At 43.3% G+C, this 24,852-nt stretch carries 19 protein-coding genes; 9 read left to right on the forward strand and 10 right to left on the reverse strand.

Annotated features, from left to right (window positions below; all coding sequences use genetic code 11):
• Positions 1-225: 225 nt before the first annotated feature.
• Positions 226-1,542 carry a T9SS type B sorting domain-containing protein gene (locus ON006_RS00760; protein WP_244825149.1) on the reverse strand — a complete coding sequence of 439 codons (1,317 nt, stop codon included), beginning with the start codon at positions 1,540-1,542 and terminating at the stop codon, positions 226-228.
• 596 nt (positions 1,543-2,138) lie between these two features.
• On the opposite strand from ON006_RS00760, the gene ON006_RS00765 reads away from it, so the two are divergent.
• The 3 genes from ON006_RS00765 to ON006_RS00775 all read left to right on the forward strand — a co-directional run bounded on the left by ON006_RS00765 (position 2,139) and on the right by ON006_RS00775 (position 6,685).
• The gene (locus tag ON006_RS00765; RefSeq protein ID WP_244825151.1) at positions 2,139-4,574 is read left to right on the forward strand and encodes an ABC transporter permease; all 2,436 of its coding nucleotides are present in this window, start codon (positions 2,139-2,141) and stop codon (positions 4,572-4,574) included.
• Between the two features lie 420 nt (positions 4,575-4,994).
• A complete protein-coding gene (locus tag ON006_RS00770) occupies positions 4,995-5,978 on the forward strand; it encodes an amidohydrolase family protein (protein WP_244825152.1) in 984 nt (327 codons plus the stop codon).
• Positions 5,975-6,685 carry an SIP domain-containing protein gene (locus ON006_RS00775; RefSeq protein WP_244825153.1) on the forward strand — a complete coding sequence of 237 codons (711 nt, stop codon included), beginning with the start codon at positions 5,975-5,977 and terminating at the stop codon, positions 6,683-6,685. The genes ON006_RS00770 and ON006_RS00775 overlap by 4 nt, the downstream gene beginning before the upstream one ends.
• A gap of 169 nt (positions 6,686-6,854) precedes the next feature.
• Here ON006_RS00775 and ON006_RS00780 read toward each other — a convergent pair whose 3' ends face one another.
• Positions 6,855-7,187, reverse strand: a complete 333-nt coding sequence (locus ON006_RS00780; RefSeq protein ID WP_244825155.1) for a winged helix-turn-helix transcriptional regulator — start codon at positions 7,185-7,187, stop codon at positions 6,855-6,857.
• A gap of 86 nt (positions 7,188-7,273) precedes the next feature.
• Here ON006_RS00780 and ON006_RS00785 point away from each other — a divergent pair, with 86 nt between their 5' ends.
• From ON006_RS00785 to ON006_RS00795, 3 genes are all read left to right on the forward strand, one after another.
• Positions 7,274-7,885, forward strand: a complete 612-nt coding sequence (locus tag ON006_RS00785; RefSeq protein WP_244825156.1) for a fibrobacter succinogenes major paralogous domain-containing protein — start codon at positions 7,274-7,276, stop codon at positions 7,883-7,885.
• A 217-nt stretch (positions 7,886-8,102) separates the two neighbouring features.
• Positions 8,103-9,023, forward strand: coding sequence for a helix-turn-helix domain-containing protein (locus ON006_RS00790; RefSeq protein WP_244825158.1), 921 nt, complete (start codon positions 8,103-8,105; stop codon positions 9,021-9,023).
• 382 nt (positions 9,024-9,405) lie between these two features.
• Positions 9,406-9,801, forward strand: a complete 396-nt coding sequence (locus ON006_RS00795) for a hypothetical protein (RefSeq protein ID WP_244825159.1) — start codon at positions 9,406-9,408, stop codon at positions 9,799-9,801.
• Between the two features lie 277 nt (positions 9,802-10,078).
• Here the strand turns inward: ON006_RS00795 and ON006_RS00800 are convergent, their stop codons facing one another.
• On the reverse strand, positions 10,079-11,671 hold the full coding sequence (locus tag ON006_RS00800; protein ID WP_244825161.1) for an alpha/beta hydrolase family protein: 1,593 nt from the start codon (positions 11,669-11,671) through the stop codon (positions 10,079-10,081).
• A 204-nt stretch (positions 11,672-11,875) separates the two neighbouring features.
• Here ON006_RS00800 and ON006_RS00805 point away from each other — a divergent pair, with 204 nt between their 5' ends.
• Positions 11,876-12,898, forward strand: a complete 1,023-nt coding sequence (locus tag ON006_RS00805; RefSeq protein ID WP_244825162.1) for a hypothetical protein — start codon at positions 11,876-11,878, stop codon at positions 12,896-12,898.
• Between the two features lie 655 nt (positions 12,899-13,553).
• On the opposite strand, the gene ON006_RS00810 is transcribed toward ON006_RS00805, so the two are convergent.
• Positions 13,554-13,775, reverse strand: coding sequence for a hypothetical protein (locus ON006_RS00810; RefSeq protein ID WP_244825187.1), 222 nt, complete (start codon positions 13,773-13,775; stop codon positions 13,554-13,556).
• Positions 13,776-13,803: 28 nt separating this feature from the next.
• On the opposite strand from ON006_RS00810, the gene ON006_RS00815 reads away from it, so the two are divergent.
• Complete coding sequence (locus ON006_RS00815) at positions 13,804-15,321, forward strand: IS1182 family transposase (RefSeq protein ID WP_244825186.1); 1,518 nt, start codon at positions 13,804-13,806, stop codon at positions 15,319-15,321.
• A gap of 193 nt (positions 15,322-15,514) precedes the next feature.
• Here ON006_RS00815 and ON006_RS00820 read toward each other — a convergent pair whose 3' ends face one another.
• The 6 genes from ON006_RS00820 to ON006_RS00845 form a co-directional block, all read right to left on the reverse strand.
• On the reverse strand, positions 15,515-17,140 hold the full coding sequence (locus tag ON006_RS00820) for a serine hydrolase domain-containing protein (RefSeq protein ID WP_244823210.1): 1,626 nt from the start codon (positions 17,138-17,140) through the stop codon (positions 15,515-15,517).
• A 213-nt stretch (positions 17,141-17,353) separates the two neighbouring features.
• The gene (locus ON006_RS00825; protein WP_244823211.1) at positions 17,354-18,037 is read right to left on the reverse strand and encodes a LytR/AlgR family response regulator transcription factor; all 684 of its coding nucleotides are present in this window, start codon (positions 18,035-18,037) and stop codon (positions 17,354-17,356) included.
• Positions 18,034-19,065: a sensor histidine kinase gene (locus tag ON006_RS00830; RefSeq protein ID WP_244823212.1), complete on the reverse strand. Its 1,032-nt coding sequence runs from the start codon at positions 19,063-19,065 to the stop codon at positions 18,034-18,036. The genes ON006_RS00825 and ON006_RS00830 overlap by 4 nt, the downstream gene beginning before the upstream one ends.
• Before the next feature lie 44 nt (positions 19,066-19,109).
• Positions 19,110-19,883 (reverse strand): ABC transporter permease, encoded by a 774-nt coding sequence (locus ON006_RS00835; protein ID WP_244823213.1) that lies wholly within the window; start codon positions 19,881-19,883, stop codon positions 19,110-19,112.
• Positions 19,883-20,788: an ABC transporter ATP-binding protein gene (locus ON006_RS00840; protein WP_244823214.1), complete on the reverse strand. Its 906-nt coding sequence runs from the start codon at positions 20,786-20,788 to the stop codon at positions 19,883-19,885. The genes ON006_RS00835 and ON006_RS00840 overlap by 1 nt, the downstream gene beginning before the upstream one ends.
• A 489-nt stretch (positions 20,789-21,277) precedes the next feature.
• Positions 21,278-21,919, reverse strand: coding sequence for a hypothetical protein (locus ON006_RS00845; protein ID WP_244823215.1), 642 nt, complete (start codon positions 21,917-21,919; stop codon positions 21,278-21,280).
• Positions 21,920-23,592: 1,673 nt separating this feature from the next.
• On the opposite strand from ON006_RS00845, the gene ON006_RS00850 reads away from it, so the two are divergent.
• Complete coding sequence (locus ON006_RS00850; protein ID WP_255772995.1) at positions 23,593-24,819, forward strand: S41 family peptidase; 1,227 nt, start codon at positions 23,593-23,595, stop codon at positions 24,817-24,819.
• The last annotated feature ends 33 nt before the right edge of the window (positions 24,820-24,852 follow it).

Below are 24,852 nucleotides of genomic sequence, written 5' to 3' on the forward strand. Positions count from 1 at the left end.
ATCCTTGCATTGAATATTGAAGGAACATACAGTCGCAGTCGTTGATGTGAACCGAGTTTATGTTTTTTTTAGTAAGATTTGCAGTTTGATTTTAAACAGAATTTTCCACAATTCGATATTTGCGTTCTCATTATCTGACCCTGATTTTTCATTCCCAGCGATGGAAAGCCAAATTACCACCTGGATAATCCCCACGCAGGAATCTACAAATTAACACGCTACTAATCATCGCAGTACCAATACAGAATTTCTGATCACCCTGGTAAACCCATTGGCAAATTCGACCATGAGCTCGTAAGGATAAGTGCCGGGCTGAACCTCATTGCCGTTGTGAATCCCATTCCACAGCGTATAGCCGCTTTCCACGTTTTGGCTTGCGCTAGACGCAATCACGTTTCCCCATCGGTTGAAGAGCCTGAAATACCTGATTTTCAATGCCCCGCCTAAGAATTTCATGTCCATCACCTCATTTTTACCATCGGAATCTGGGGAAAATGCAGTGGGAATGTAAATGGCTTCGAGACAGTCTTTTTCGATCATAATGGAACGCGCCACGTCGCACCCCGCTGTATCTCTCATATAAACCGTTTGAACGAGCGGTGTCAGCCCCGTGAAAACGGTGTCCGACAAATAGGTAACCGCGTCGATCGAAAAACTTAGCGGGCCGCTTCCAATGGCATAGATCGCAACAGTACCATCGTCGCCCTTGCAGCTGGCATTAGTTTCGATGATTTCCAGAAACTGGGGAGCCGATGACTTTCCGATGACGATGTTCCTGCTATCGGTGCATCCCCTCTCATCTTTTACAAAAACTTCATACGCACCGGGTGGCACGCGTGGGAAATTGGGCGATGGTCCGTAATTCTGCCCATCGAGCGAATATTGCAATTTGCTGCCGCCAGTAGCAGCCAATGTAACACTGCCAAATTCACCGCCGCATCGTGCATGCAGAACATCTGCGTCCTGCATCACAACCCCCTCCTTCTTTTCAGGAATTTTGATCTCCATGACGATCTCGCATCCTACCGAGTCCCTGGCGCGTAGCGTGTACTCGCCGCCCGGCAGGTCAGGGAAAAAGCCCATCTCCTGAAACGGCCCGTCATCGAGCGCGTAGGTGATTGGCCCATAACCGCCCATCGCCGTCGCGCCGAAATCCTTGTCTTCAAATTCACACGGGTTCAGGATGACTGCCGTTACGAATGAAGGTTTCCATAACTTTTCGACCACTACGTCGCGCGTCACCACACACCCTTGCCCCGATTTGACCAAAAGCCGGTAGGTCTTTGCATAAAGCCCCGAAAACACAGGGGAAGATTGGAAGCTATCACCATCGAGGCTATAAACGAGCGGCCCTTCCCCTTTGGCTGTGACCGAAATGACACCATTGTCTTTTTCACAATTGGCCTTCGTCACCGCGATATTCGTAATGGATGGCTCGCAGGCCATATCAATTTTATCACGCAAAAGGTTCGCTCCACGCGCCGGGAAGGCGGCTATCAGGGCAATAATAATAAAAGTAACCCGTAGAAGAAGTGTATTCATAAGCCGCCCTGCTAATAAACCGGCATTCTGTTTCCTCGGAGAAAACATAAATGATATGCTAATATACAGCGGTTACTTTCTATAATGGCATTCGTCCGAATTTATTTGGACGTATCCTACCTCGTTTTCCTGCCGCGGTCGCATCGGTTCCATCAGTGCGAGCCGGCCAGAATATAAGTTACCTTATTCGAAAGACAAATTATTATCCAGCGTCCTTATTAAGGATTAGGTCTCTGCAAATCCAGCCTGTTAAGGTGATGCTGTTCAAGGAAATGTTTGGGAGTGGTAACGGGGGAAACGACTCGCAGTATCAAGATTAGAGCCTTTTTTGAGATTGTTCATATCTGACCATTGATAGGTCATCGTCCAATGGTATGAAATTGACTACCTTCTACAATTGCTGTCCGTTTTAGGTACGTCATGTGTCCGGATTCGGACAATTATCCATACTAGCAATCTATCAAAAACCCCGTCAGGCGCAAATCAGAGCTGATTTGGACAAGTGGTCTTTTATTTGTGGGGAAAAATTGATGCGGCCGCTGGCCAAACCACGCTACCAAGTACCATATACATCTCTTTTCTCGCTGGGTCCTGATATGCTACTAAATTATTTTAGAATAACTTACCGTAACCTGCTCACCAATAAGGGCGTTTCGGCCATCAACATCATCGGACTTTCGTTGGGGATTGCCTGTTCCATCGTGTTGTTCCTATTCATTCTCGATGAGCTAAACTTCGACACATACAACAAAAAAGCCAGCCAGACGTATCGGCTTTACGTTCACAGTTCGATTAACAACGAAGAATCAAACAATTCCAAGACGGCACCTCCGGCTGGCCCTGCACTGGTGCAGATGCTCCCAGAAGTGCTCACCCAAACACGCATCGGCTACTTTGGCGGACACGATTTGCGGTATAAAGACAAAATTTTCAAGGAAAACAGAATCTATACTGTCGACTCCACCTATTTCGATGTGTTTACGCTTCCCTTCATTCATGGCAATCCGTCGATTGCTCTCAAAAACCCGAACAGCATTGTCCTGACCGAAACCATGGCCAGCAAATACTTCGGGCTGGAAAACCCGACGGGAAAATCGTTTCTGGTCGATGGGACAAACTCCTATCAGATTACGGGCGTCATGAAAGACTTTCCCGATAAGTCGCATTTCCGTTGCGATTTCCTTTTGTCGATGTCGACCTATCCCAAGGTTAATCAACAAGACTGGCTGCAAGGGGATTACTCCACTTACATTGTTCTCAAAGACGGGGCAGATCCTACACGGGTCGAGCGCAAAATGCAGCAAGCCGTTCTCGACCGTTTAGGACCAGAGATCGAAAAAGCATTGGGCTTTTCTATGAAGCAATTTCTGGCCAACGGCAATGTATTTGAGTATCGCATGCAACCGTTATTATCCATTTACCTGCACGCAAAACGCCAATACAATATCGATCCTAATACCGAGTGGGGTGATATCCGAATTGGCGACAGTGTGTATGTGTATATTTTCTCGGCAGTGGCGTTATTTATTCTGCTGATTGCCGTCATCAATTTCGTCAACCTATCGACAGCCCGTTCCGAGAAACGCGCCAAAGAAGTAGGCATTCGAAAAGCCATCGGTTCGAGTCGCTTAAAACTAATGGGGCAGTTTACGACCGAATCCATATTACTGACCGGCCTTTCGGTTATCATAGCGTTGGTTTTGGTACAACTCATGCTTCCCGGCTTCAACCAGATAGCAGGTCGGCAGTTGACACTACCACTTTTTACCAATGTGTATACCATTCCGGCGCTGCTTGCTTTTACGCTCATTGTGGGTCTGCTGGCGGGAAGTTATCCAGCCTTCTTTTTATCGTCTTTTCGGCCGGTCGACGTCTTAAAATCGGGCGTACAAAAAAGAAAATCCTCGTTACGTAGCCTGCTGGTGATTACTCAGTTCTCGATATCCATTACGCTGATTCTGGGTATGATCATCATCCGAAACCAATTAGGGTATCTTCAGCATAAAGACCTGGGATTCAACAAAGAGCACTTGCTTTCTATCAATAATGCTAAGGTGCTGGGCGACAAACTCAAAGCGTTTAAAGCCGAATTATTGAAAAATCCAGCCATACTATCGGTCAGCAACTCGTCCCTATTATTTGCAAACGGTATTCCGGGAAGTGCTTATTTGTTCGGAAGACGGTCGGGTAATGATCCTGTTTTATGCCAGTTTCTAGATGTCGATGCGGATTTCGCAAAAACGTTTGCGGTGCCGTTAAAAGCCGGACGATTTTTTTCCAACGATCGGCTGGCGGACAGCACTGCCGTGGTCATCAACGAAGCGGCATTGCGAGCGTTTAAAACGAACAATCCGTTAGATCAGGTAGTCACCGAAATCGAGGTAAATGGCCCTAAAACGTATAAAATCATTGGTGTTATAAAGGACTTTAATTATGAATCGCTTCACCGCCAGGTTCGTCCGCTGGTATTTCACCTTAGTCCCGTCCGGCAAGCCGCCAGTATTTTAAACATCCGAATTCAGCCCAATGCCACAAAAAATGCGATTGCTTACATCGAAGAAACCTGGCAACGTTTCGAAAAAACGGAACAATGTCGCTATTCGTTTTCAGATGAACGGGTGGCCCGACTTTACAAAGCGGAACAAAATACGAGTGTTATCGCTACCGTCTTTTCGGCCCTGGCCATCTTTATCGCCTGCCTGGGCTTGTTTGGTCTGGCCGTTTTCATTACGGAGCAGCGCACCAAAGAAATTGGCATTCGTAAAGTGTTAGGGGCCAGTATTTCCGAAATCCTGTTTCTGTTGTCGCGCCAATTTATTGCCTGGGTCGCCATTGCCATTCTGATTGCCTCGCCCATTGCTTGGTACGCCATGAGTCGATGGCTCGACAACTTCGCCTATCGCGTCGATATTTCGTGGTGGGTATTTGTTCTGGCCGCTTTTCTGGCCATTGGCATTGCCATATTGACAGTAAGTTTTCAGGGCCTCAAAGCTGCGCTGATGAATCCTGTAAAGAGTTTACGGGCCGAATAAAGGAAACTGTACTAAAGTTCAAACCCAAAAGGCATTCACATAGCGATCACGCCTTTTGGGTTTTACGGGTTTGTATCTGCTTCATAAAACCTCCAATCGGGGCGACTGTTTTAAGCCATGGTGAGCAGGCGATGAGTGTCCCACGTTCTAGCCTTTTGTGAGAACAAGTAAAGGGGTACTTTGTTAGGGTAGGCTGGACTTATGTAGACCATCAAACGGACGTTTACAAGCTGAACTAAAGGCCGAGGCGGCACTTTTCCGCAGAACTCACAGCTTTCGGCTTATTGACTACGACTTTGGAAACTAATCGTATCCCGCCCTCACTAATTGACATCTTCTTTTTGACTACAACAATCTGACATCTGGCTACAGCTATTATTTAAATGGAAGTGAATTTTGTATCCACAAAAAATAACCAGTATGATGAAGTTAGTCGCAATCGAAGAACATTTTCTGACAGAAGCCGTCAAAGATGAATGGAGGAACTATTCTGACCAGGACGGCCCAACGCAAAAATTACATTTCGGCGAGATTGAAAATCGGTTGGATGAAATCGGCAATACACGTCTTAGGCTGATGGACGAAACAGGTATAGACATGCAAGTGCTTTCGCTCACCAGTCCGAGTTTGCACAATTTGGGCACTGAAAGCGTAGCCCTTGCTACGTTAACCAATGAATATGTGGCGGAGATTGTCCGGAAAACACCCGATCGTTTTCAAGGTTTTGCGGCATTGCCAATGGCGGTACCAAAAGAAGCAGCCAGAGAGTTAAAACGTTCCGTGGAAAATCTTGGCTTAAAAGGTGCTATGGTATGCGGAAGAACCCGGGAGAAAAATCTAGACCATAAAGATTACTGGGAACTATTTGACTGTGCCGAAACCCTCGGCGTTCCCTTGTTCATCCATCCGCAAATTCCCCAAAAAGCCGTAAGAGATGTTTATTATTCAGGATTTGACGAGCTGACGAACTTGGCCTTTTCGACGTTTGGGCTTGGATGGCACTACGAGGCGGGCATCCAATTTGTCCGACTGGTCTTAGCTAAGGTATTTGACCAGTTTCCCAATCTTCAAATTATTCTCGGCCATTGGGGTGAAGTGATTTTGTTTTATACTGAACGGTTGGCTTCCTTAAACCGCGTCACCAAGCTTGACAAGCCGTTTATTGATTACGTTCGCCAAAATTTGCATGTAACGGCAAGCGGCATGTTCAGCCATTCTTACCTGCAACGTTCAGTTGACATTATCGGAGCAGACCGTATCCTTTTTTCGACCGACTACCCCTATCAGTACCGGCCGGGCCGAGAGGCCCGCAACTTTTTAGAAGCAATAGAGTTAAGCCAAGAAGATAAAGAAAAATTTTCTTTCGCCAATTGGGAACGATTAACCGGCATAGATACGAAATGACCAATCAGATTAGGAACAACACGGAAAAAAGAATATCGGCTGTGGAAGCGATTTTCATCAAGTCAGGGAAAATCCGTGCCGTCCGTGTTTGGAACGGAGGTAAGATTCACGAAGTAGACGTTTATTTGTCAACCGTTACTTTTGACAAATGGGACCAAGCACAATCCATAAAATGTAGGATCTCTGCGTTCCATTATACTGATTACACGCCTGCCATGTGGGACATTTACCAAAAGACTTGCACACTCTATATTGATACAGGCCACAACGGACAAGGAAGCGTATGGGCTAAAAATCAAATTGCAGGAAACGATTTGTATTACTTAAAAATAGAAGCTGAAAAGCAGTTTCCTATTAAAGGTAAGCACCTGGTTTTTCTGGGCGACCAGACAGGCATCGGTCATTTTTGTTCGTTGCAACAATTGGCGACTAAAAACACGCCAATCAGCGGTCTCGTTACGTTTAACGACTCGCAATCGGCTGAGGCTTTTTCTGAAAATTGCCCTTGGTTGCCTTTACAGGCAGTTTCAAATTATGACGCTATCCACAAACAAACAGAAGATTGGGTAATCAAACATCAGGCTGAAAAAGAGAATTTTGTCTTTTATGTTGTCGGTGGTAAAGAATTAATTGTGACAATAAGAAAGCTCTTAAGAACTTACGGCTTTGACGAAAGCCAGATAAAATCAAAGGGCTTTTGGCATTAAGGGAACAGCGATCCCTAACTTTGTATTATGGAGCAAAGGCAGCCACGAAGGATAAAAACGATCGGCGAATTTCATCGGTTAAGAGGTTTGTCACAGCCCGGACACCCGACAATCAATAAGGCCAAACGATTAATTTAATTGTAGACGAAAACAAGTCCGAAAATCGTGTTTATTTCTCACTAATTTTCTTTCTGTGGTTTTTGCCCCATAAAATCATTTCTTTAATGACAGGCAGTAGAGAAAGCGTATATTCGGACACTTTATACTCGACTGCAAGTGGCGAGTGATCAACCGTTCTAATTACTAACCTGTTCTCTTCAAGGTGTTTTAATTCTTTTGATAAAACCCTCGTTGTAATTGAAGTCACACTTCGTTGTATATCACGAAAGCGATAATTCCCACTATGTATTGCTCTCAATATTGGGAGTTTCCATTTACCGCCTACGACAAACAATGTATCTTGCAAATACTTCATTGCTTGTTCTTCTGTCATTCCTTTCATACTTAAACCGTTTTGGTATCCTTTAGGATATTGGTATCAAAAGTATACCTATTTTATAAATACATTTGCACACAAAAATCATAATAATGGACAAGAACACAGAAATAATTACTGATGTCGACGGTAATGTTTATCACACGATATCCATTGGCACTCAAGTATGGATGGTAGAAAATCTAAAAACCACAAAATACAACGATGGTACTGAAATCCCATTTATATTCGATACCGCTGAAGCTTGGTATGAGCTGAATTCACCAGGTTATTGCTGGTACGATGATAATGAGAATTATATGGAAACAACAGGTGCTTTGTATAATTGGCACACCCTAAATACTGGTAAACTTTGTCCGAAAGGTTGGCACATACCAACGGACAAAGAATGGTCAATATTGGCGGAATTTCTTGGTGGCGAAATTGTAGCGGGTGGAAAAATGAAAGCAATAGGTACAGAATTTTGGTCAAGCCCAAACGCCGGTGCAACTAATTTAAGCGGATTTACAGCTTTATACGGCAGTTTCCGTGGCAAAAGCGGATTTATTCCTTTAAGCAATGGCACTTTGTTATTTTGGAGTGGCACAGCTTATGACGATGTGGATGCCTGGGCTTGGTATTTGCGGTTCGACAGCGAAGCCCTGGGTAGAAACCATGGTGGAAAGTATCACGGCTTTTCTGTGCGATGCTTAAAGGATGGATAGAGGTCTGTCAAAATGAAATAAGAACAGAATACTTGAGTTCAGGATGGTATCGTTATTATCCATAAAGCAATCAACAATAATTGTACTCTTCCTTGATCTGGATGCTCCGACATTTGGCTATGAAAATTTCTGAAAACTTACAGCTTTGATGTTAGCCAGATAAAATCGAAGGGATTTTGGCGTTAATAGCAAAGATAACCAGTTTTGAATTTGCACTATGGAACAACGGCCGATACAACGAATAAGAACAATCAGTGAATTTCACCGATTGAGAGGTCTATCCCAACCCGAGCACCCGCTCATCAGCGTTGTTGATTACGCCTTGATAAAACGACCCGCTGATATTGGCGAAGTAAATTTGATTTTTGATTTCTACCAGGTTTCCGTTAAACGGGGCATGAACGCCAAACTCAAATATGGCCAACAGGCGTACGATTTTGATGAAGGTGTTATGTTCTTCGCTGCACCCAATCAAGTTTTTAACATTCGGCCTAACCCAATCTCAACAGCCGAACGTTCAGGCTGGTTATTATTCATTCATCCTGATTTCTTTTGGGACACACCGCTCGCCAAGGCGATTAAACAATACGAGTTTTTTGATTATTCGGTGAACGAAGCCTTGTGGCTTTCAAGAAAGGAAGAAGTAACCATCAATCGTATTATTCAAAACATTCAACAGGAATATCGTGCCACTATTGATGCCTTTAGCAAGCAGATCATTAGTTCACAAATTGAAAGCCTGCTTAGTTATTCGAAGCGGTTTTACAATCGTCAGTTCATCACAAGGGAAAAATCGAATCATCAAATTTTAGACCAGTTGGAAAAGATATTGACTAGCTACTTTACTAAGGATGATTTGGCGTCGAAAGGTTTGCCTACTGTTCAATACATTGCCGATAAATTAAACGTGTCCCCGAAATATTTAAGCAGCCTACTGAACGTATTGATTGGGCAAAGCACCCAACAATATATACACGACAAGTTGATTGAAAAGGCCAAAGAAACACTTTCGACCACTAATTTATCGGTTAGCGAAGTTTCATATACGTTGGGATTCGAGCACTCTCAATCATTCAGTAAGTTCTTTAAGACGAAAACGAATCTTTCGCCCTTGGCCTTTAGACGGTCATTCCATTAAACGAACTATCCATACTTGTTTCTGTCGATAGGCAAACTGTATTCATGTTTTTAAAACACCTGCTACGGCCCGGCCATTTCAAAAGCAAATACATGGAAAATCCTTTGTCTTATTGCTGGGAGCGTTTTGTGAGATTGACAGATTTGTTAGGGTAATGGTTTCAAAGTTAAATGATTACAAGAGCCTGGCGGCGCTTTTGGCTAAATTCCTGGTTTGTACAAGGGGAAGGCACTTTGCACATTTCGTTCTGGATCCGTAGTGCTCCAAGTTATAAAAGTCCTTTCCTTTCAAATCTCAATTCCCAACTAATCGGACTTCACGAGTGTCTATAAAATGACAGTTAATTGCCTGTTATTTTCTGGTTCATCTAAATATTTAAAGTATGATACGCAATTTTTCTTTTTATCTACTTTTGCTGGCAGTCGGGCTTTTTACGTCGTGTGACGACAAGGTTGATGTTCGCTCAAAAACTTTTTGTGTTCAGGTAGAATATGTGAGAGAGTATCATTGTACTTCCTCAGAACCGGTTCATGTGGTAGAATTTCTGTCGCCTAATTCATTGGCTACAAAAATCACTCACATTAATGCTTCCGTTGCAAAATATCAAGCTGCCATGCTGGATTTGCCGGATTCAGTTCTTGTTACCGGCAAAAATTTTTATATGCAATTTCATCGCGATGCGAACAGAGAGAAAAAAGCAGCGCTAGGTTATTGTACAATGGAGTATTTGCCTGTCAACATACTCGTTTGCGAAGCTATTTCAAAGTCCTGTCTCTAAAAGGGGTTTATCCAGCAGCACAAAGCTGATACAATACGGTTACCTGGAAAATACTGTATTTCTATCCAGTGAGACTAACAGGCAATCCAAAGACCTCAAACTTTGACCGTCTAAAATAACCTCCAAAATCTGATGCGTTGCGATTGCTAACGCGGCCAGACGACACACAGTGTCACCATTAGAGCGTTTTGTGATACTTTCAAGCATTAATATAATTCACGGTAATATAGGAGATTTCTATCGGGCCTCCCGTTGGAAACTTCTGGCAGTTAAGATTTTATGGTACGGTAAACTGCAATCGATTGGCCCAAACCGCTTGATGATCTGATTCAAGAATATATGCGTCAAGCATGAAGTTGCGATCTTTAACGACGGTAGTGTTAAAAACCGTGGTGCCGTTTATTACAACCTGGACAGGCTTCCTAAAATCAATCATTTCCGGCGAGAGATAGATAGCGATTGATTTCACGCGCGAGGTTTTCACGTCAAACCGGTTATTTGAATAGAAAGCGCTTACGGCACCGGATCGGCGGGGAAAAACAAATGCTTGCGAAGTACTGTCCAAAGCAACTTCCGGATTTGCTATGCTCCGCCATCCACTGACTAACAAATTTTGGCTAGTGTGCCAGGACGATTTCTGTACCATTGTGTCTAATTGATTCAGTTCCAACCAGTCGACGCGTCCGTGCTTCACATCATCACATTCCCAGTATAGGTTTGTTTGGAATGGATTTCGTTGTTTAGTAAGCAGATTTGCGAAAAGTCTTTGATAAACTTCCTTGACGGTGCTATCTCTGGCGTTTGTCAAGTATGCATGATTATAATGCCCGATCACTTCTTCATTGTCCCACTCTAGTTTCAACTCTCTGGCAAGATCCGTAATAGCCCGGTGCCCTGCCAGCGGAAAATAATAATCGTAGTCAGTGGCTACATTGTAAAATGAGCGATTGATCCCATTTTTCAAAAAAGTGCCGCCTGTTCGGACCTGGGGGCGGTTGTTTACTCCCGCAAACCCAGCAAACAGGCTTGGTTGTTTCATCAAATAGGCGAATGCGCCCGTTGCTCCGTTAGAATGCCCTGCTACGTAAACGCGACGATCGTCAATTGAATAGATTTTTTTGACCTGCCTGACCAGCTCCGGAACCAGCTCAAATCCATCATCTGGCATCATCCAGTTATAACGGTTAGTACCATACGGAAATAACGCAATTAAGCTGAAATTGTAGGCTTGGTCAACAAACGGCTGGCCAAAGAATCCATTCAAGGTACTGTCGACCATATCAGGAATTTTGGTCTGGCGTCCGATCGCACCGTGGAGCACGACTATCATCGGATAACGACGACCGGGCTCGAAGCCCAGAGGCAATTGCACTAGATAGGGAAATTGCAATGAGTCCGATAATTTGAACCAGCCAGAAATAAACCGCCCGGAATAACTATAATCATGTACCGGATTGGTGTTTTGAATTTGTTTGTACAACTTGTCGGCAGACGAAATTTTAGTCAGAGAATCAATGTGATTATCGTTTTGGCCTAGTAATTGTTGTTGAAAGCCACGAAAACGAATACTGGCCTGAACGCGTTGCTGCCGTTGTTTTTCCTTAAGTTGCTCGACTTTTCCCATCAGGTGCATCCAACGTGGATCCTGGCGTAGCCAATCAAAACTACTGTTACCAAAAACTTTAGTGGCAATATCGGAGTCGACAACCAGGGTAGCATATTTGATCGCCAGGTCAGCATTGCGATCCCGACTGGCGAAGTCTGCCGCATTCAGATAGCGCCAGTATTTATCAGCTGGTTCAGCTTCGGCAGCTTTCAAGGCCCATTGAATGGCAGCACCCCAGTTTTGCCGACCCATATTGACTCCCATACTGTCTACAGCGGGGTTTCGCGATTGCGCAAAACAAATGAATGTGAGCAGGATGCTGAAAATGATACCGCAGATAATGCTCGAAAAAATTTTCATCTGACTATTTATCATGGGCTAAAATAATCGAATTCACAACTCCGTGCATTCCACCTAAGTAGTCAAAAGATTAAATAAAGAAGTCAATGTTGCATTGCGAATTTCTGGATGCTGTTGGTTCTGCAGTTAATCTCGTTTTCCGCAACTCCTTGTACAATTTTTGTTCTAACGGGAACGGACCGTACCTTATTTTTCAATAATGAAGATTATTCGAATCCTACAACCTGGCTTTGGTTCCGGCCTTCCGGAAAAAGCCACTTTGGTTGCGCGTTTGTAGGATTTGACAATGGCTGGGCGCAAGGAGGGGTCAATGAAAACGGTCTGGCTTTTGATTGGGTGGCTGGTTTCCCCAACCAGTGGACACCTGACGAGTCTTTGGAAACAGCACAGGGAAACACAAGTGAGAGGATGTTGGAAAGCTGTTCAACAATATCAGAGGCTATTGAATTTTATCAGAAATACCAAGAACCTGGATTTACGTATGCAAAAATTCTAATTGCGGATAAAACTGGCGCCTCTGTCATCATTGGAATTAGGGATGGTAACCTTCACTTTGATCAATCGCGCCAGTCACGTGGTTTCGGTTATGGACAAAAAGTTCTTGCCAGCCAGTTGTCAGGCTCTACCGAGCCAACTATTTCAAATGGTAGATCCATATTACAGGCATGCCGACAAAAAGGCACTTACGCTACTAAATATTCAAATGTATTTGATTTACGTAGCGGAGAAATCCAGTTGGTAGGATTTTCAGAGAACCGGCCGGATATTCGCCTCAATCTTAATGATGAACTTTCCAAGGGACAGCATTATTACGAGATTTCCAATATCAACAGTCAACTATTGCAAGAACCCATTGACCTCTTGCCAGCGATGAAAAGGTTTTTGTGGGAGGGATATCAAGATATCTTGGATAAAAATCCCGCGCTTACTAACCGTGTAAAACAGATCTCACAAGAAGCGTTGGTAGGAAACCCTCAAAGGAAGGACTATACACCCGTTTATTGGAAGGAAGTTTCTCAATATCCACAACCAAGCGAGAATGCAATCAGAGCGCTAGGGAATCTGCTGGCAGCCAAAGCCTGTAAAGGTGCGGGCGATTCCCAACCAGTCTTCCAACTTGTATGCGATTGAGTTTGAAAATGTAACAATTATTCAACGCGTTCTTTTTGTTGACAAACAGCGGGTGAAATTGATTAAAATGGAAAAAGTAGAATATAAAAAGCGCAGCAGAGAAATTCCATGGTATGAACCTCTTATACACTTGATGACCAATTTTTTTAATCGCCTAATGCGATTGTGTGCACTTACCTAGAATCGTTAGCGTTTTACAGGATCGGCTCAAGAGAAACCATATGAGACTAACTGATCTGTTCGCTGATGCTGGCTATTCCAACGGATGTAATTCTCACTTCCTTCAAGAGCGTAAAATCACAGGCGGCCACCGAGCGGGTGGATCCCGTTCTTAGGAAAGTTCAGACCGTAGTTGGACGGCTTTAATTACAATGAGGAAGCAGATCCCTCCAATTGTCTAAACTGAGAAATTTTATCGTTGTGGTCACTCCGGTACAGCACAGAACATAAGCTCTTAAAGGCATATTGAACTACCAGAATTGACTGGGCGATATGCCCATAAAAACAGAAATGTTTTCCGAAGACCGGCACGAAGAAAATTAGACGGTGGGGCGTCTCATTTTCGAGCGTGGCCGTTGCACAACTCATGCTTGCGTCATGTCGGAACAGTAATGTCGAAATTTTTACAGTACCAGCATAGCTAAGGCCATCAATGTTATTTTGTTGGGTCTCGTTCGTTTGTTAACTCTGCTAACATCATTATAATCTCATTTCTTGAATACCTGACCTTGTTTACGTAATCCAGGTAATCAATGATTTCTTCAATTGTCGCATCCTTTCGAGTTTCAAGCAATTTTTGTAATGCTTGTTGTACGGTCAATGAATTCATAGTTAGAAAGGCACTTTTTAGATCATTTACAGACTCATCTGCTTCCAAATTGCTATAATTTTTTGTAACTTCAGGAATGCAAGGAAAGAAAAATTACTCGGAAAAGCTCTTCGTCAGCTTCCAACTTTCAGACCGCGTTCCTAAGGAAAATTTCTATCGCAGACTTAGCGAAACGCTCGATTTACAGTTTCTATACAATGAAACTCGCGGGCTGTATGGTAAAACAGGCAACCCATCAATCGATCCCGTCGTGTTCTTTAAGCTGATGCTGACCGGCTACTTAGAAAACATCACATCCGACCGCAGGCTGATTGATCATTGCGCCATGCGAATGGATATACTATTCTTTATCGGCTATGATATTGACGAATCGCTACCCTGGCACTCTACGGTTAGCAGGACCAGACAATTATATCCGGCTGCACTCTTCGAAGCTCTATTCAACAAAGTATTTTCAATGTGTGTGGACAAAGGAATGGTTGCAGGTCACACGCAGGCCATAGATTCCGCACCCGTTAAAGCAAACGCTTCGATGGAAAGTCTCGAATTGAAAGTACCAGCAAATTCAATTAGAGCACACCTTGCACTAGTTGTAGAAGGTGACCCTAATGTAAAAAGTGGTCAATCGTCGGCTACCCCAGCTATCACTGCTGAACCTTATCAGCTCAGACAACTGAAAAGGTATCAGGACAAATTAAAAGATAAAAGAAGCTTCGGGATCGCCTCTAACCACGAGAAAGCTGAGTTGTTAAGTAATAAAACCCATTACAGTCCGCATGATCCGGATGCGCGTATTTCCATTAAGCCAGGGAAGTTAAGGAAACTAAACTACCATTGCAGTATGGCAGTGGACACAGCCGAAGGTGTTATAAGTCATATACAGGCTAGTTATGCGGACAAACGTGATAGCCAATGCCTACCAGGAGTGGTAAGTGCTTTGCAGGATAGGTTTACTGAAAATGAGCTGAAGGTAACCGACATAGTCGCTGATGCAGGTTATTCCAACGGTTACAATTATCATTTCCTTGAACAGCGCGACCTGATAGGCTGGATACCCGTTTTCGGCATGTATAAACCGGAGATAGCTGGTTTTAACTATGATAGGAAAGCGGACTCCTTTACTTGTTCAGCAGGAAAGCTGCTTCCTGTTAGGGCGACCGAATACAATTCTGAAGGCAAGCGACTGAAAGCATATTGGGCTTCACGAAAAGACTGTAAGCCGTGTCCTCTAAAATCTACTTGCTGTCCAAATACTGGTTCGAGAAGGATTGTCAGGACAGCATATGACAACGAGTATCATAGGGCATACAACCGACAGCATTCGTATACCGGCAAGCGGATGAAAAAATTACGACAGGGGACGGTCGAGCCAGTGTTTGGAAGTCTGACACAATATTACGGACTCAGTAAGATAGCAGTCCTCGGAATAGATGGTGCCCATAAGAACATGGTCATGGCTGCGATCGCATTCAACATTAGAAAGTACATGAAGTTCTCCATTACTAAAACAGCCCAAAAGACGCTTCAAAGAGCTAGGATCGGCTTCTCAGGCGCAATATGTGGTGATGCAAGAGTCGCTATTCCGAATTTTTAAAAAGGACCTGATTATCACTTTAAAAAATTAAAGCTTCCGGTATCAATCAGTTGTGCAACGGCCACGAGCGTTTTGTGATACCTAGTGAGCAACTTAAAAGCCGTCTCACTCGGTATCTGGAAAATCCATATTTCGATTCATGCTTTGATTAACGCTCGAATTTGTGAAATGGATTTAAATAAGCGTTTTGGGTTTATTTTACCTTGGTAAATTTTATATTGAAAGCCCGAGCTGTGGTTATCGTAAATTGTACAACTTGACCTGTTTTCGATTTGACAAACCTAAGATCAGCCCGCAAATTTGGAACCATAAAATGGTCCTTATTGATCGCAATAATTGGGTTGTCGTTGGCCGGGGCTTGGTACAGAAGCAGTTTCCCATTTTTCAGTTGAACGGTAAACGAAGTTTTTACTTCATCAGAATAGTAGGTACCCAAGTAGAGATCATTGGCTGCTTCCGTCGAATCAACCTTATAAAATGTAAAGCGATCAAAAGGAGGGTTAATGTAAGTCACTTCGTTAATTTCGGTAAAGTCGAGGGTACCTTCACGCCATTTAAACTGCGTGGCGTTTAAGGGAACCAAAGCCTGGTCGTCAAAGGCTAATCGTTTATCTGCAATCGTGAACGATATATTTCCCGTCATCCCACTTTGATACTCGCCAGCATATTTTTCCAATCGGGCAAGGGGTACAACAATAGGGTGGCTGGGGGATGGATCGGAGGTATCTTCGTTTGGTGAAACCTCTTTAATGAAGAGTTTTTCCACTTCAACAATTAAGTTGGTACTTGCCGTGTCGAACTGAGCTGAGTTACTTAACCAGGCGATCGACAGGCCCAATTGAGGGAACCGTTCCAGCATGGCCCGGTAACTGGCCGTTGCGCCTGAATGCTGAATGAATTCAAGTCCGTATCGCCTACTTATAAATAAGCCCGCGCCATATGGATTAAGACTTCCGTCGATGAACCGGTCGGGCTCTATTAGTTTTGCCAGTAGCGAGGGAGTACCAAACTGACCACTCCAATAGTATTCATTCCATTTGAGCAAATCCTCGGTCGTGGTTAAAAGGCCTCCATTGCCGTAAGCATTCTCATTGGGCATCTCGGTTTTAAATTGTCCTTCATCTACGCTGTAAGCCAAAGCGCGGTTAGCTACCACTCTCTTAAAATCGTCACGCCATTGGGTATGGACCATGCCGGCAGGTATAAAGATATATTTTCGGGTAAACTCGGCCAAGCTCATACCGCTTACCCGCTGCACGATGATAGCAAGCAGGTTATAATTTGAATTGCTGTAAATAAACTTTCCACCGGGGATGTTGTTAAGGCCCTTTTGCTCCGAGATAATTTGTAACGCATCCGCATTACTGTAGGTCTTGGTGGTCCGCGGCCAACCTGCGAGTTGGGCAATAGCGCCCCAGTCACGCAGGCCGCTGGTATGATGCATTAGCTGGCTAATGGTAATGGGATAATGATAGATCGGGAGTTCAGGGACATACTTTCGTATGTTATCCTGTAAACTCAGTTTTTGTTGCTGTTCAAGTAGTAAGACGGCTGCTGCTGTAAACTGTTTGGAAACTGAGCCAGCCTCAATAATCGAAGAATTAGTAAGCGGTACTTGACGCTCCATGTCGGCCATGCCCCATGCCTTTGAATAAATCAGCTTCCCATAACGGCTAATTGATAGTTGACATCCGGGACGATCAGGCTGATAACGGCTGCATAGTTGATCTATGACGGTAAGAGTGTCCTGCCAGGATTGTGCAAAAGATACAGATAATGAGGCAAGAAGTATGGTTACTACAAAGCATGCTTTCCGCATTTTATCAGTAATTGAGTTGGGGACTGAATTTAAGAAGCTTTATTCTGATAAAATATACCCCATCAATGCTAAGTCAGTTTGTGTTAAATGTGCGGTTTAAATGATTGGTCAGCATGGGTGGATATTTCTTAGTCGTCGATCACCCCAATTCGCTACTGAGATCATATCATTTTGGTCCGACTTTGTCATGATAGTTGACGTGGGCGTGGAGTGTTATTTTCCGAGCAGATTTAAGAAAAGGCTGCGGTAAGTAGCGGAAATAGGTATAAAAATATTATTGATCTTCACCTTTTCTTTTTCAATGGTTTCGATTTTATCGAGAGATACCATAAAGGATTTGTGTATCCTGCAAATGATGTGGGCAGCAATCTCTTTTTCAAAATCGGTAAAAGTCTGTAAAGTCATAATCTTCTTATTAGTTGTGTGAATCCGGCGATAATCCCGCATCCCCTCAATATACATGATGTCTTCCAATAAGATTTTTTCCAAACGGTTCTCGGTTTTTACGAATATCCACTTCTTTTCCGGAAGTCTTTTTGTTGCCAGATTAGTCTCCACTTTACCAACTGCCTTGATAAACCTTTCAAATGTAAAAGGTTTTAAAAGGTAATCTGTAACGCTTAATTCAAAGCCTTTTAACGCAAATTCATGATACGCGGTAGTGATGATCACATGGCTGTCTATACGAGTTGATTCCAACAAATTGATGCCGGAAAGGGCTCCAAGGTTAATGTCCAAAAAGACCAGGTCAACCCGGTTAAACTTCAAAAAAGTAAAAGCGTCTTCTGCATTAGTGAAAGTTGCCAACAGATCCAGCAACGGCACGCGAAGCACATAGTCTGTTGCCCGTTCCATCGCCAGAGGCTCATCTTCCACAATAATGCAACTGATTCTCATGCGTCCACGGCTAGTTTGACCCGATAATGATGATTGTCGAAGGTGCTTAGTAAATGATGTTTTGCGGGATACAGCAATGCGAGCCGTTTTTCCATCAATTCTTTTCCAAGGCCTCCTAATTGTTTTTCCGTTTGCAGGGTTTGCTCAACCAGATTCTCGCATTCGAACATGACCTTTTTTTTATCAATAACGAATGTAATCCTTACAGCGCCATCTATTGTTAAATTGGTATGTTTAAATGCATTTTCAATAAAGGGGATGAACAGCATGGGTGCTATCATTTTGGAGCCCGGATCACCTTGTATTATACAATTTATTGCATTGACATTAGAGGTGCGGACTTTCTGTAATGCAATGTATTTCTCAATGTATACAAGTTCTTTCGTCAGAAGTATCCTGTTTGTTTTCGTTTCGTACAACATAAATCGCATGATATCGGAAAGCTTGTTCAAATATGCGGACGCTTTTACACTGTCTTTTTCAATCAGTATATCAATGTTGTTAATGGTATTGAATAGAAAATGAGGATCTATCTGCGATTTGATCAGGGCCAGCTCCATCTGGTAATTTCTTTGATTTAGTTCCGCTTTAAGCTTAATGTCGTGAAACCAGGATTCAAAACCCCGGATCACAAACCCGGCCATGCCATTAACCAAAGCAATAAAAGCTAATGGAATCGCCAGGGCAATAGCGCCGTTAATTCCATCATTTTCCAGATATGTTGAATTTAGCAGCAGTGTCAACACAATCATTCCAGCCAGAGTCGCCAGCACAGCAGCAATGAGTGACAGTGACAGCAGGTAAAGTGCCTTTCTCGTTCGCAGATAATAAGGAAACAAGAATAAGTAAAACGAGTAAAAACCGATTAATCCTGGGGTAATCGCAAATCCCAACATAATCCGGCACCAATGAACGAAACTCATCGGGGGCCTTTGAAATAATGTCAAGAGAAAGAATAATACGACGAGAAGCATTCCGTACAGTATCCAATACCCTAGCTGAAGCAATGCGCTGATCGACTTTTTCATTTGATGTAAAAGTGCAAAGGCACTTCGAAATTTTGTTAAAGGTGTCAGCCCCTGTTCTTTTGTTTAATATAAAGGATATAATTCAAAACCGTGAATAGCACGAAATATCCCCCTGACCAACCATAGATATTCACATTGGGATCAATACGGTTATCATGGATCAAAAATTGCATTGAGCAATAAGTATACGGTAACAAAAAGCCATACTTCCAGGTTACAGCAATGAGCGACGCAATGACCATTGCAAAGCCAACGCCGATTGGAATCATGAAATTCCGGATGTGGATACTAAGCAGATATTGCAAAGAGAGGATCGGTAGGCTGTAAAGAAAGAATTTGGCATTTCCGGTCAAAAACCCCTGGTAGGGAAAATCCTGTTTAGGAAATGGTACATCTGCATAAAGTGGCGCTGGTAAAATGCCAGTCAGAACTATCCCTAAATTGAAAAGAAGAAAAAATTGGATCAACAAGGTGATCGTGATGCAAAATTTAGCAAAAAAGAGGACTGTGAAACTTTGCGGCGTAGTGTGCACTTGTTTCCAACAATTGTTGCGGTATTCGATCTGAGCGATTAGACTAGCTGTTAAAATAATTCCAACGGGTAACACAAAAATGGACATATAATTCCAACATTGACTGTAAAGCAGATTCCAGATCTTTCCCGAGGAATTGCTCCCGATCAATTTCTCCGCCTCCAACATTCTTTTAATCAGCACAATGGCAGGAATGAAAAGTGCGCCGAAAAGTGTGAGCCAGGAAGCGGAGCTACGCTTTTTCTTGATCCACTCGCTTTGAAAACTGTGTAAGATTACCATCATTAGTTGCCGATCAGGTCTATAAAAATGCTTTCAAGATCTTTGTTATTACCACTGATACTGTACACTGAAACGTCGGCGCCCAACAGCTCACGGTTCATTTCATCGATCTGAGATTTTGGCAAATTGGGCGTTATCAGTTTGTTTTCATCGAGTTTCTCCGCATTATGCCTACCACTAAGAGTTTCCATTGCTTTTGCTGCATTGCTCGTATTCCAAATTACTTTTGAAGTTTGCCTGCTTTTGGCCATCAGGTCATCGAGCGCACCCTCGTAAATCAGCTGACCCTTGTTTATGATTCCAACGTGGCTTACAAGTTTTTCCATTTCAGAAAGTAAATGGCTGGAAACAAGTATCGAAATTCCGTGCTGTTGATTCATTCTGCTCAACATTTCACGTATTTCGAGCATACCGCTGGGATCCAGTCCATTTGTTGGCTCATCCAGGATCAAAAAGCTTGGATTGTGTAGCAAAGCAATGGCAATTCCAAGCCGCTGCTTCATTCCTAGTGAAAAACGGCCCACTTTTTTATCAGCTGTCCGCGATAACCCAACCAGTTCGAGGACCTGATCAATTCGTTCTTTACGGCATTGATAGAGTTTCTGGAAAACCAATAAGTTTTCGACTGCGGTAAGATGCCCGTATAAAGATGGACTGTCGATCAAACTCCCAATTTGTTTTAGGATGGAGACCCGGTTTTGTTCCAGCGGCTTACCATAAATATGGATCTGGCCAGTCTGTTTTTTGATTAATCCGAGGATAAGCTTGAGCGTGGTGGTTTTCCCTGCGCCGTTCGGGCCAAAGAATCCGTAGATACTTCCTTGCGGAACTCGCAAGGTAAGTTCATTTACAACACGATCGCCCCTACCAAATTGATGGCATAAGCCATTGGTTTGTATTATGTACATTTTACAAATGGTTAATTGAACAGTCCAAATGTAAAAGCCACCATTTCTGGGACTCCAAATATTCTGCCAAATGAACCAAAGTATCTGCAAGACGGGATAAATTAGAATTGAATCCCGTCTTGATGACAACTAATCGGTGTCGCGAGAGAGGCTCAACGAGATTATGGATGACACTTAGTTATGGTCAGCTAACGGTCGTTATCAGATAGGTCAAGCAGGTCAGCTAAATGATGTTTCATCTCTAGAAGTCTTCAATACTATAAATAATCAAGAAGATCAGCATATTGGTGGATATCTGAAAAAAGGTCTTTATCAGTCTCAAAAAAACGTCCCAATTTTGATCCAAATGACATTCGGGTTGCTCCGATGGATTATTCTCTTGAGAGTAGGGTTTCGTGAGATTGACAGAATTAGCTTCAAGTAACCCCTTTCGTGTTAAAAAGCAGAACACAAAACAAGACATGCGTCCTTTATCGTAATATGGCAGGTCTAATACCTAGGTTGGCCGTCGTTATCTGTTGGCCTAACGATCGTGGCCTTGTCCTCTCCGGTCCAATAATATAGCCTGTAAAAGTTTCCAGTCATTGCAGAAACTATTTTTTGGAGTTCCTTATCCAACTCCGAACAATTAAGGTTCTTGTCCCATCGCGCACGTGTATCAGAGTAAAAGTAAACGTACCAGGCCACATCTCCTTCTTTGGTTCCAGGTGCGACAATCCAACTGCCATTTGTCGCGCGAATATTATTCAAAATTTGAATTGATTTTTCTTTTGGAAGTTGACCATCGAACCAGGTGCTGTCGACCAGTCCTTTGCCGGTTACTCTAAATTTAAACAACCCCCAAGATGGTTTACAGTCGGGAATTTCTGCACCTACACCAGGGGATAGTATATCATCTAAGCTTTTGCCGGATGCTTCAGAAAACCGAAAATTTTCCGGTTTAATGTTTGATCTATCTCTAACCGGTGATTTGTGCGGGGCGAGCGGCTCAAATCCCGGCTTTGGAAATAAACCGATATTTTCCGGAGATGTAATTGGTTTCGAATTCTGAGCAAATACGGAAAATCCGCAGAAAATAATAACACAAAAAGTAACGAGTTCCTTTCGGACAATGCGTTCCAACAGTTCCATATACAAAATCGTTTAACCATCCAATTGGTACTGGTCCCCAAAAGTCCCCTTGTCCTGCCACGTAGCAATCATGATATATCCCAAATTAATATATAAATAAATGATATATAATAACATTGTCCAAGAAAAGGTCGGAACTTTTGACATAGACTCAATTCCAGAAACTTGAACGGCTGACATGTGAACTATTTGTAATGAGTGAAACTGGTGAGGTGTAGCCTATGCACATAAATGTGGGTCTTAAAAGACGGAACCTGTGAGACGTGGCAGTAAGTATGTTTTGACCAACTAAGACTTTCGTTTACAGCTTGATTCTGGTCAAAACATTAATCTCGTTTACAATGAACTGTATTCATCGACATTGATTTTGCTCGTTCACCTTACAGCAGTCGCAGGTTGCGTCAGGAGAAATGATCCTAAATGTAATTTTGAAACGTTTTGGAAACTCTTCGACAAATGCCCACTTTGAAGCCAGGCAGGTTGACCGGAAAAGACAGTATGATACTTACCGGCCAAAGGTCAACTCTGCGACCACTCAGGAACTACGGCGAAACTGGGCAGGCAGGCGTGGGCGCTATGTCACAAGTTCCAGCGTTTTGTGAGTTTGGTAAATTTGTTCGGATTATTTCCTGTTAACTATTAATTATTTGTTCATATACCACTCATAAGTTGACACTATGCAGGCACGTAGTACTAATGGTTACACCACTTTTCTAAGTGAATTCACAAAGACTATTTATGTCGTCTGCCCTTCTTGTAGACACCAGGGAATTGTCACGACATCTGGGTTCAGTGAAAGAGATTACAGGGTAATCTGCCAGCAATGTGGATACAATAAATCAGTACAACCTTCAAAATTTATAATTGGAGGTGCAGGTGACCCTTATTTCGGCTTACCTCTCTGGTTGACAACATCGTCAGGTGCAAATCAGGTTTGGGCGTACAATTATGAGCATCTTGCATTTATGAAGTCGCATAGTGAGGCTAAGCATCGGGAACGCAATGGCCCCGAGATTTGGAATTCAAGCCTGGGAAGTAGGCTACCTAAGTGGATGTTGAGCAGAAGGAACAGGATTGATATCTTACAAGCGATAAACCGCCTAGAACATATGGACTACAAAACTCGAATAAAAAATAGGTAAAACTAGCGGGTAGCATAATACAATATCTCACAAAACTTCCGAAACTTGTGGCGATCTGGGAAAGATAACGCCAAGGGGGGGCCTGTCTCACGTTCGAGCGTTTTCTGAGACAATTATTCTAAGGTTTTGATAACAAACCTTTGATCTTTCGCACTTTGTAAAGATACAGGTCGCACAATTATTCTTCCCACTTTTTAGTTGTGGGCGATCATTGTTTTAAACGTCCGAAATTGAACAAGAAATTTCAGCACATATCCTTCTGAGTGCAAAATAGCGGGTTTTTAGTTGTGGTATTAGATTTGAACAATACCTAATGGCTATGTGGATAATCGATTGATTGTCCGGTAACAAGACGGAGCAAAATGCTCTAACCGATCTTCTAAAATAGCATTGTTCAACCTATACTAACAATCTGTTATGACTCTTATTCGAGGGGCTCTATGCTTAATTATTTCCTTATTATACGTAAGCACATCAGGTCTTGCCCAGCCTGCCACTGATCCTGTGATAATGAGTCAGCCTCTCACTAAAATGCTTATTGACAGTATGGAGCGTGCTTTAAATCGGTTTTATATTTTCCCCGACAAAGCAGCCTTAATGAGCGACAAATTGCAAACAAAATTCAAACAGGGCCAATACCGTACAATCACGAATCCAAACAAGCTGGCGGCTCAATTGGGCCAGGATCTGCAATCAGTTTATGCGGATGGTCATATGTTTGTGCGCTATGATCCGGATTTTGCCAGGGAGTTAACGGAGATTGATCCGAACAGGAGAAGAATCGAGGATTCACTCGCTCTGATCGACGCAGTGGACGAAAATTTCGGTTTAAATAAAGTGGAAATTTTGGACGGTAACATTGGTTATCTGCCGGTTTACAGCTTTACCTCATTTACCGAACAGGCACGGCCGTCTTTTGTCTCGGCCTTACGTTTCCTTTCCCAAACGCGAGCGCTGATCCTTGATATGCGTTACAATGGAGGTGGTAGTCCGGAAATGGTGAGCCAACTGGGCAGCTACTTTTTTTCTATTCGAACGCCTTTTACGACCATTGAAAACCGGGTCAGGGATTCTACGTTTGTATATTGGGCGGATCCGTCCAAGGCAGATGGCTTGTACTTATCCATGCCGGTTTATATTCTGACCAGTCACAGCACGTTTTCGGCCGCCGAAGACTTCAGTTACAGTATGCAGCAAGCCAAACGAGCGCTGATCGTAGGTGACACGACAGGAGGTGGAGCACATCCGGCAAGGCCATTTCAACTCGGCCAGGGTTTTTTGATTAATCTACCGTTCGCACAATCCATAAACCCGTATTCCAAAACCAATTGGGAGGGCATCGGTGTAGTACCTGATATTCCTACGCAGTCCGGCGGTGCATTGGAAAAAACCCAGGAGCTGATCTTGACAACAGCGATGGAGCAAACGTCAAGTGATGTGCAAAAAAGAAAACTACAATGGGCCGTTCGCGAGCTAAAAGCCCGCCAGCATCAATTTGTTGTTGCTGCGAATGCATTTGCCAAGTATACAGGTGACTATGACGGCTTGTTGGTCTATGTGAGCAATAGTAAGCTATGGTGTAAAAACACGGGCCGGGGCAATGAAATTACTTCCCTTAGTCCAATTATGGAGGATTGGTTTACGCTCAACGAACAGGTTCATTTCCAGTTCATAAAGGGTCCTGCTGGTCAGATGTCCGGTTTGAAAATGCATTGGCGCGATGGACGGGAAACGCCGGTTGACAAAATTGAAAATTAAAGCCAGTAACGCCGTGCTGATACAATCAAGCAG

The sequence above is a fragment of the Dyadobacter pollutisoli genome, from assembly GCF_026625565.1.
GTDB classification, from domain to species: Bacteria; Bacteroidota; Bacteroidia; order Cytophagales; family Spirosomataceae; genus Dyadobacter; species Dyadobacter pollutisoli.

Coding starts and splice junctions, on each gene's coding strand:
- ON006_RS00790 (WP_244825158.1), top strand. CDS start 8,103: ATGGAACAACGGCCGATACAACGAATAAGAACAATCAGTGAATTTCAC.
- ON006_RS00760 (WP_244825149.1), bottom strand. CDS start 1,542: ATGAATACACTTCTTCTACGGGTTACTTTTATTATTATTGCCCTGATA.
- ON006_RS00785 (WP_244825156.1), top strand. CDS start 7,274: ATGGACAAGAACACAGAAATAATTACTGATGTCGACGGTAATGTTTAT.
- ON006_RS00845 (WP_244823215.1), bottom strand. CDS start 21,919: ATGGAACTGTTGGAACGCATTGTCCGAAAGGAACTCGTTACTTTTTGT.
- ON006_RS00765 (WP_244825151.1), top strand. CDS start 2,139: ATGCTACTAAATTATTTTAGAATAACTTACCGTAACCTGCTCACCAAT.
- ON006_RS00830 (WP_244823212.1), bottom strand. CDS start 19,065: ATGAAAAAGTCGATCAGCGCATTGCTTCAGCTAGGGTATTGGATACTG.
- ON006_RS00795 (WP_244825159.1), top strand. CDS start 9,406: ATGATACGCAATTTTTCTTTTTATCTACTTTTGCTGGCAGTCGGGCTT.
- ON006_RS00770 (WP_244825152.1), top strand. CDS start 4,995: ATGATGAAGTTAGTCGCAATCGAAGAACATTTTCTGACAGAAGCCGTC.
- ON006_RS00805 (WP_244825162.1), top strand. CDS start 11,876: ATGCTGTTGGTTCTGCAGTTAATCTCGTTTTCCGCAACTCCTTGTACA.
- ON006_RS00820 (WP_244823210.1), bottom strand. CDS start 17,140: ATGCGGAAAGCATGCTTTGTAGTAACCATACTTCTTGCCTCATTATCT.
- ON006_RS00850 (WP_255772995.1), top strand. CDS start 23,593: ATGCTTATTGACAGTATGGAGCGTGCTTTAAATCGGTTTTATATTTTC.
- ON006_RS00780 (WP_244825155.1), bottom strand. CDS start 7,187: ATGAAAGGAATGACAGAAGAACAAGCAATGAAGTATTTGCAAGATACA.
- ON006_RS00800 (WP_244825161.1), bottom strand. CDS start 11,671: ATGGGAGTCAATATGGGTCGGCAAAACTGGGGTGCTGCCATTCAATGG.
- ON006_RS00840 (WP_244823214.1), bottom strand. CDS start 20,788: ATGTACATAATACAAACCAATGGCTTATGCCATCAATTTGGTAGGGGC.
- ON006_RS00835 (WP_244823213.1), bottom strand. CDS start 19,883: ATGATGGTAATCTTACACAGTTTTCAAAGCGAGTGGATCAAGAAAAAG.
- ON006_RS00815 (WP_244825186.1), top strand. CDS start 13,804: ATGCAAGGAAAGAAAAATTACTCGGAAAAGCTCTTCGTCAGCTTCCAA.
- ON006_RS00825 (WP_244823211.1), bottom strand. CDS start 18,037: ATGAGAATCAGTTGCATTATTGTGGAAGATGAGCCTCTGGCGATGGAA.
- ON006_RS00775 (WP_244825153.1), top strand. CDS start 5,975: ATGACCAATCAGATTAGGAACAACACGGAAAAAAGAATATCGGCTGTG.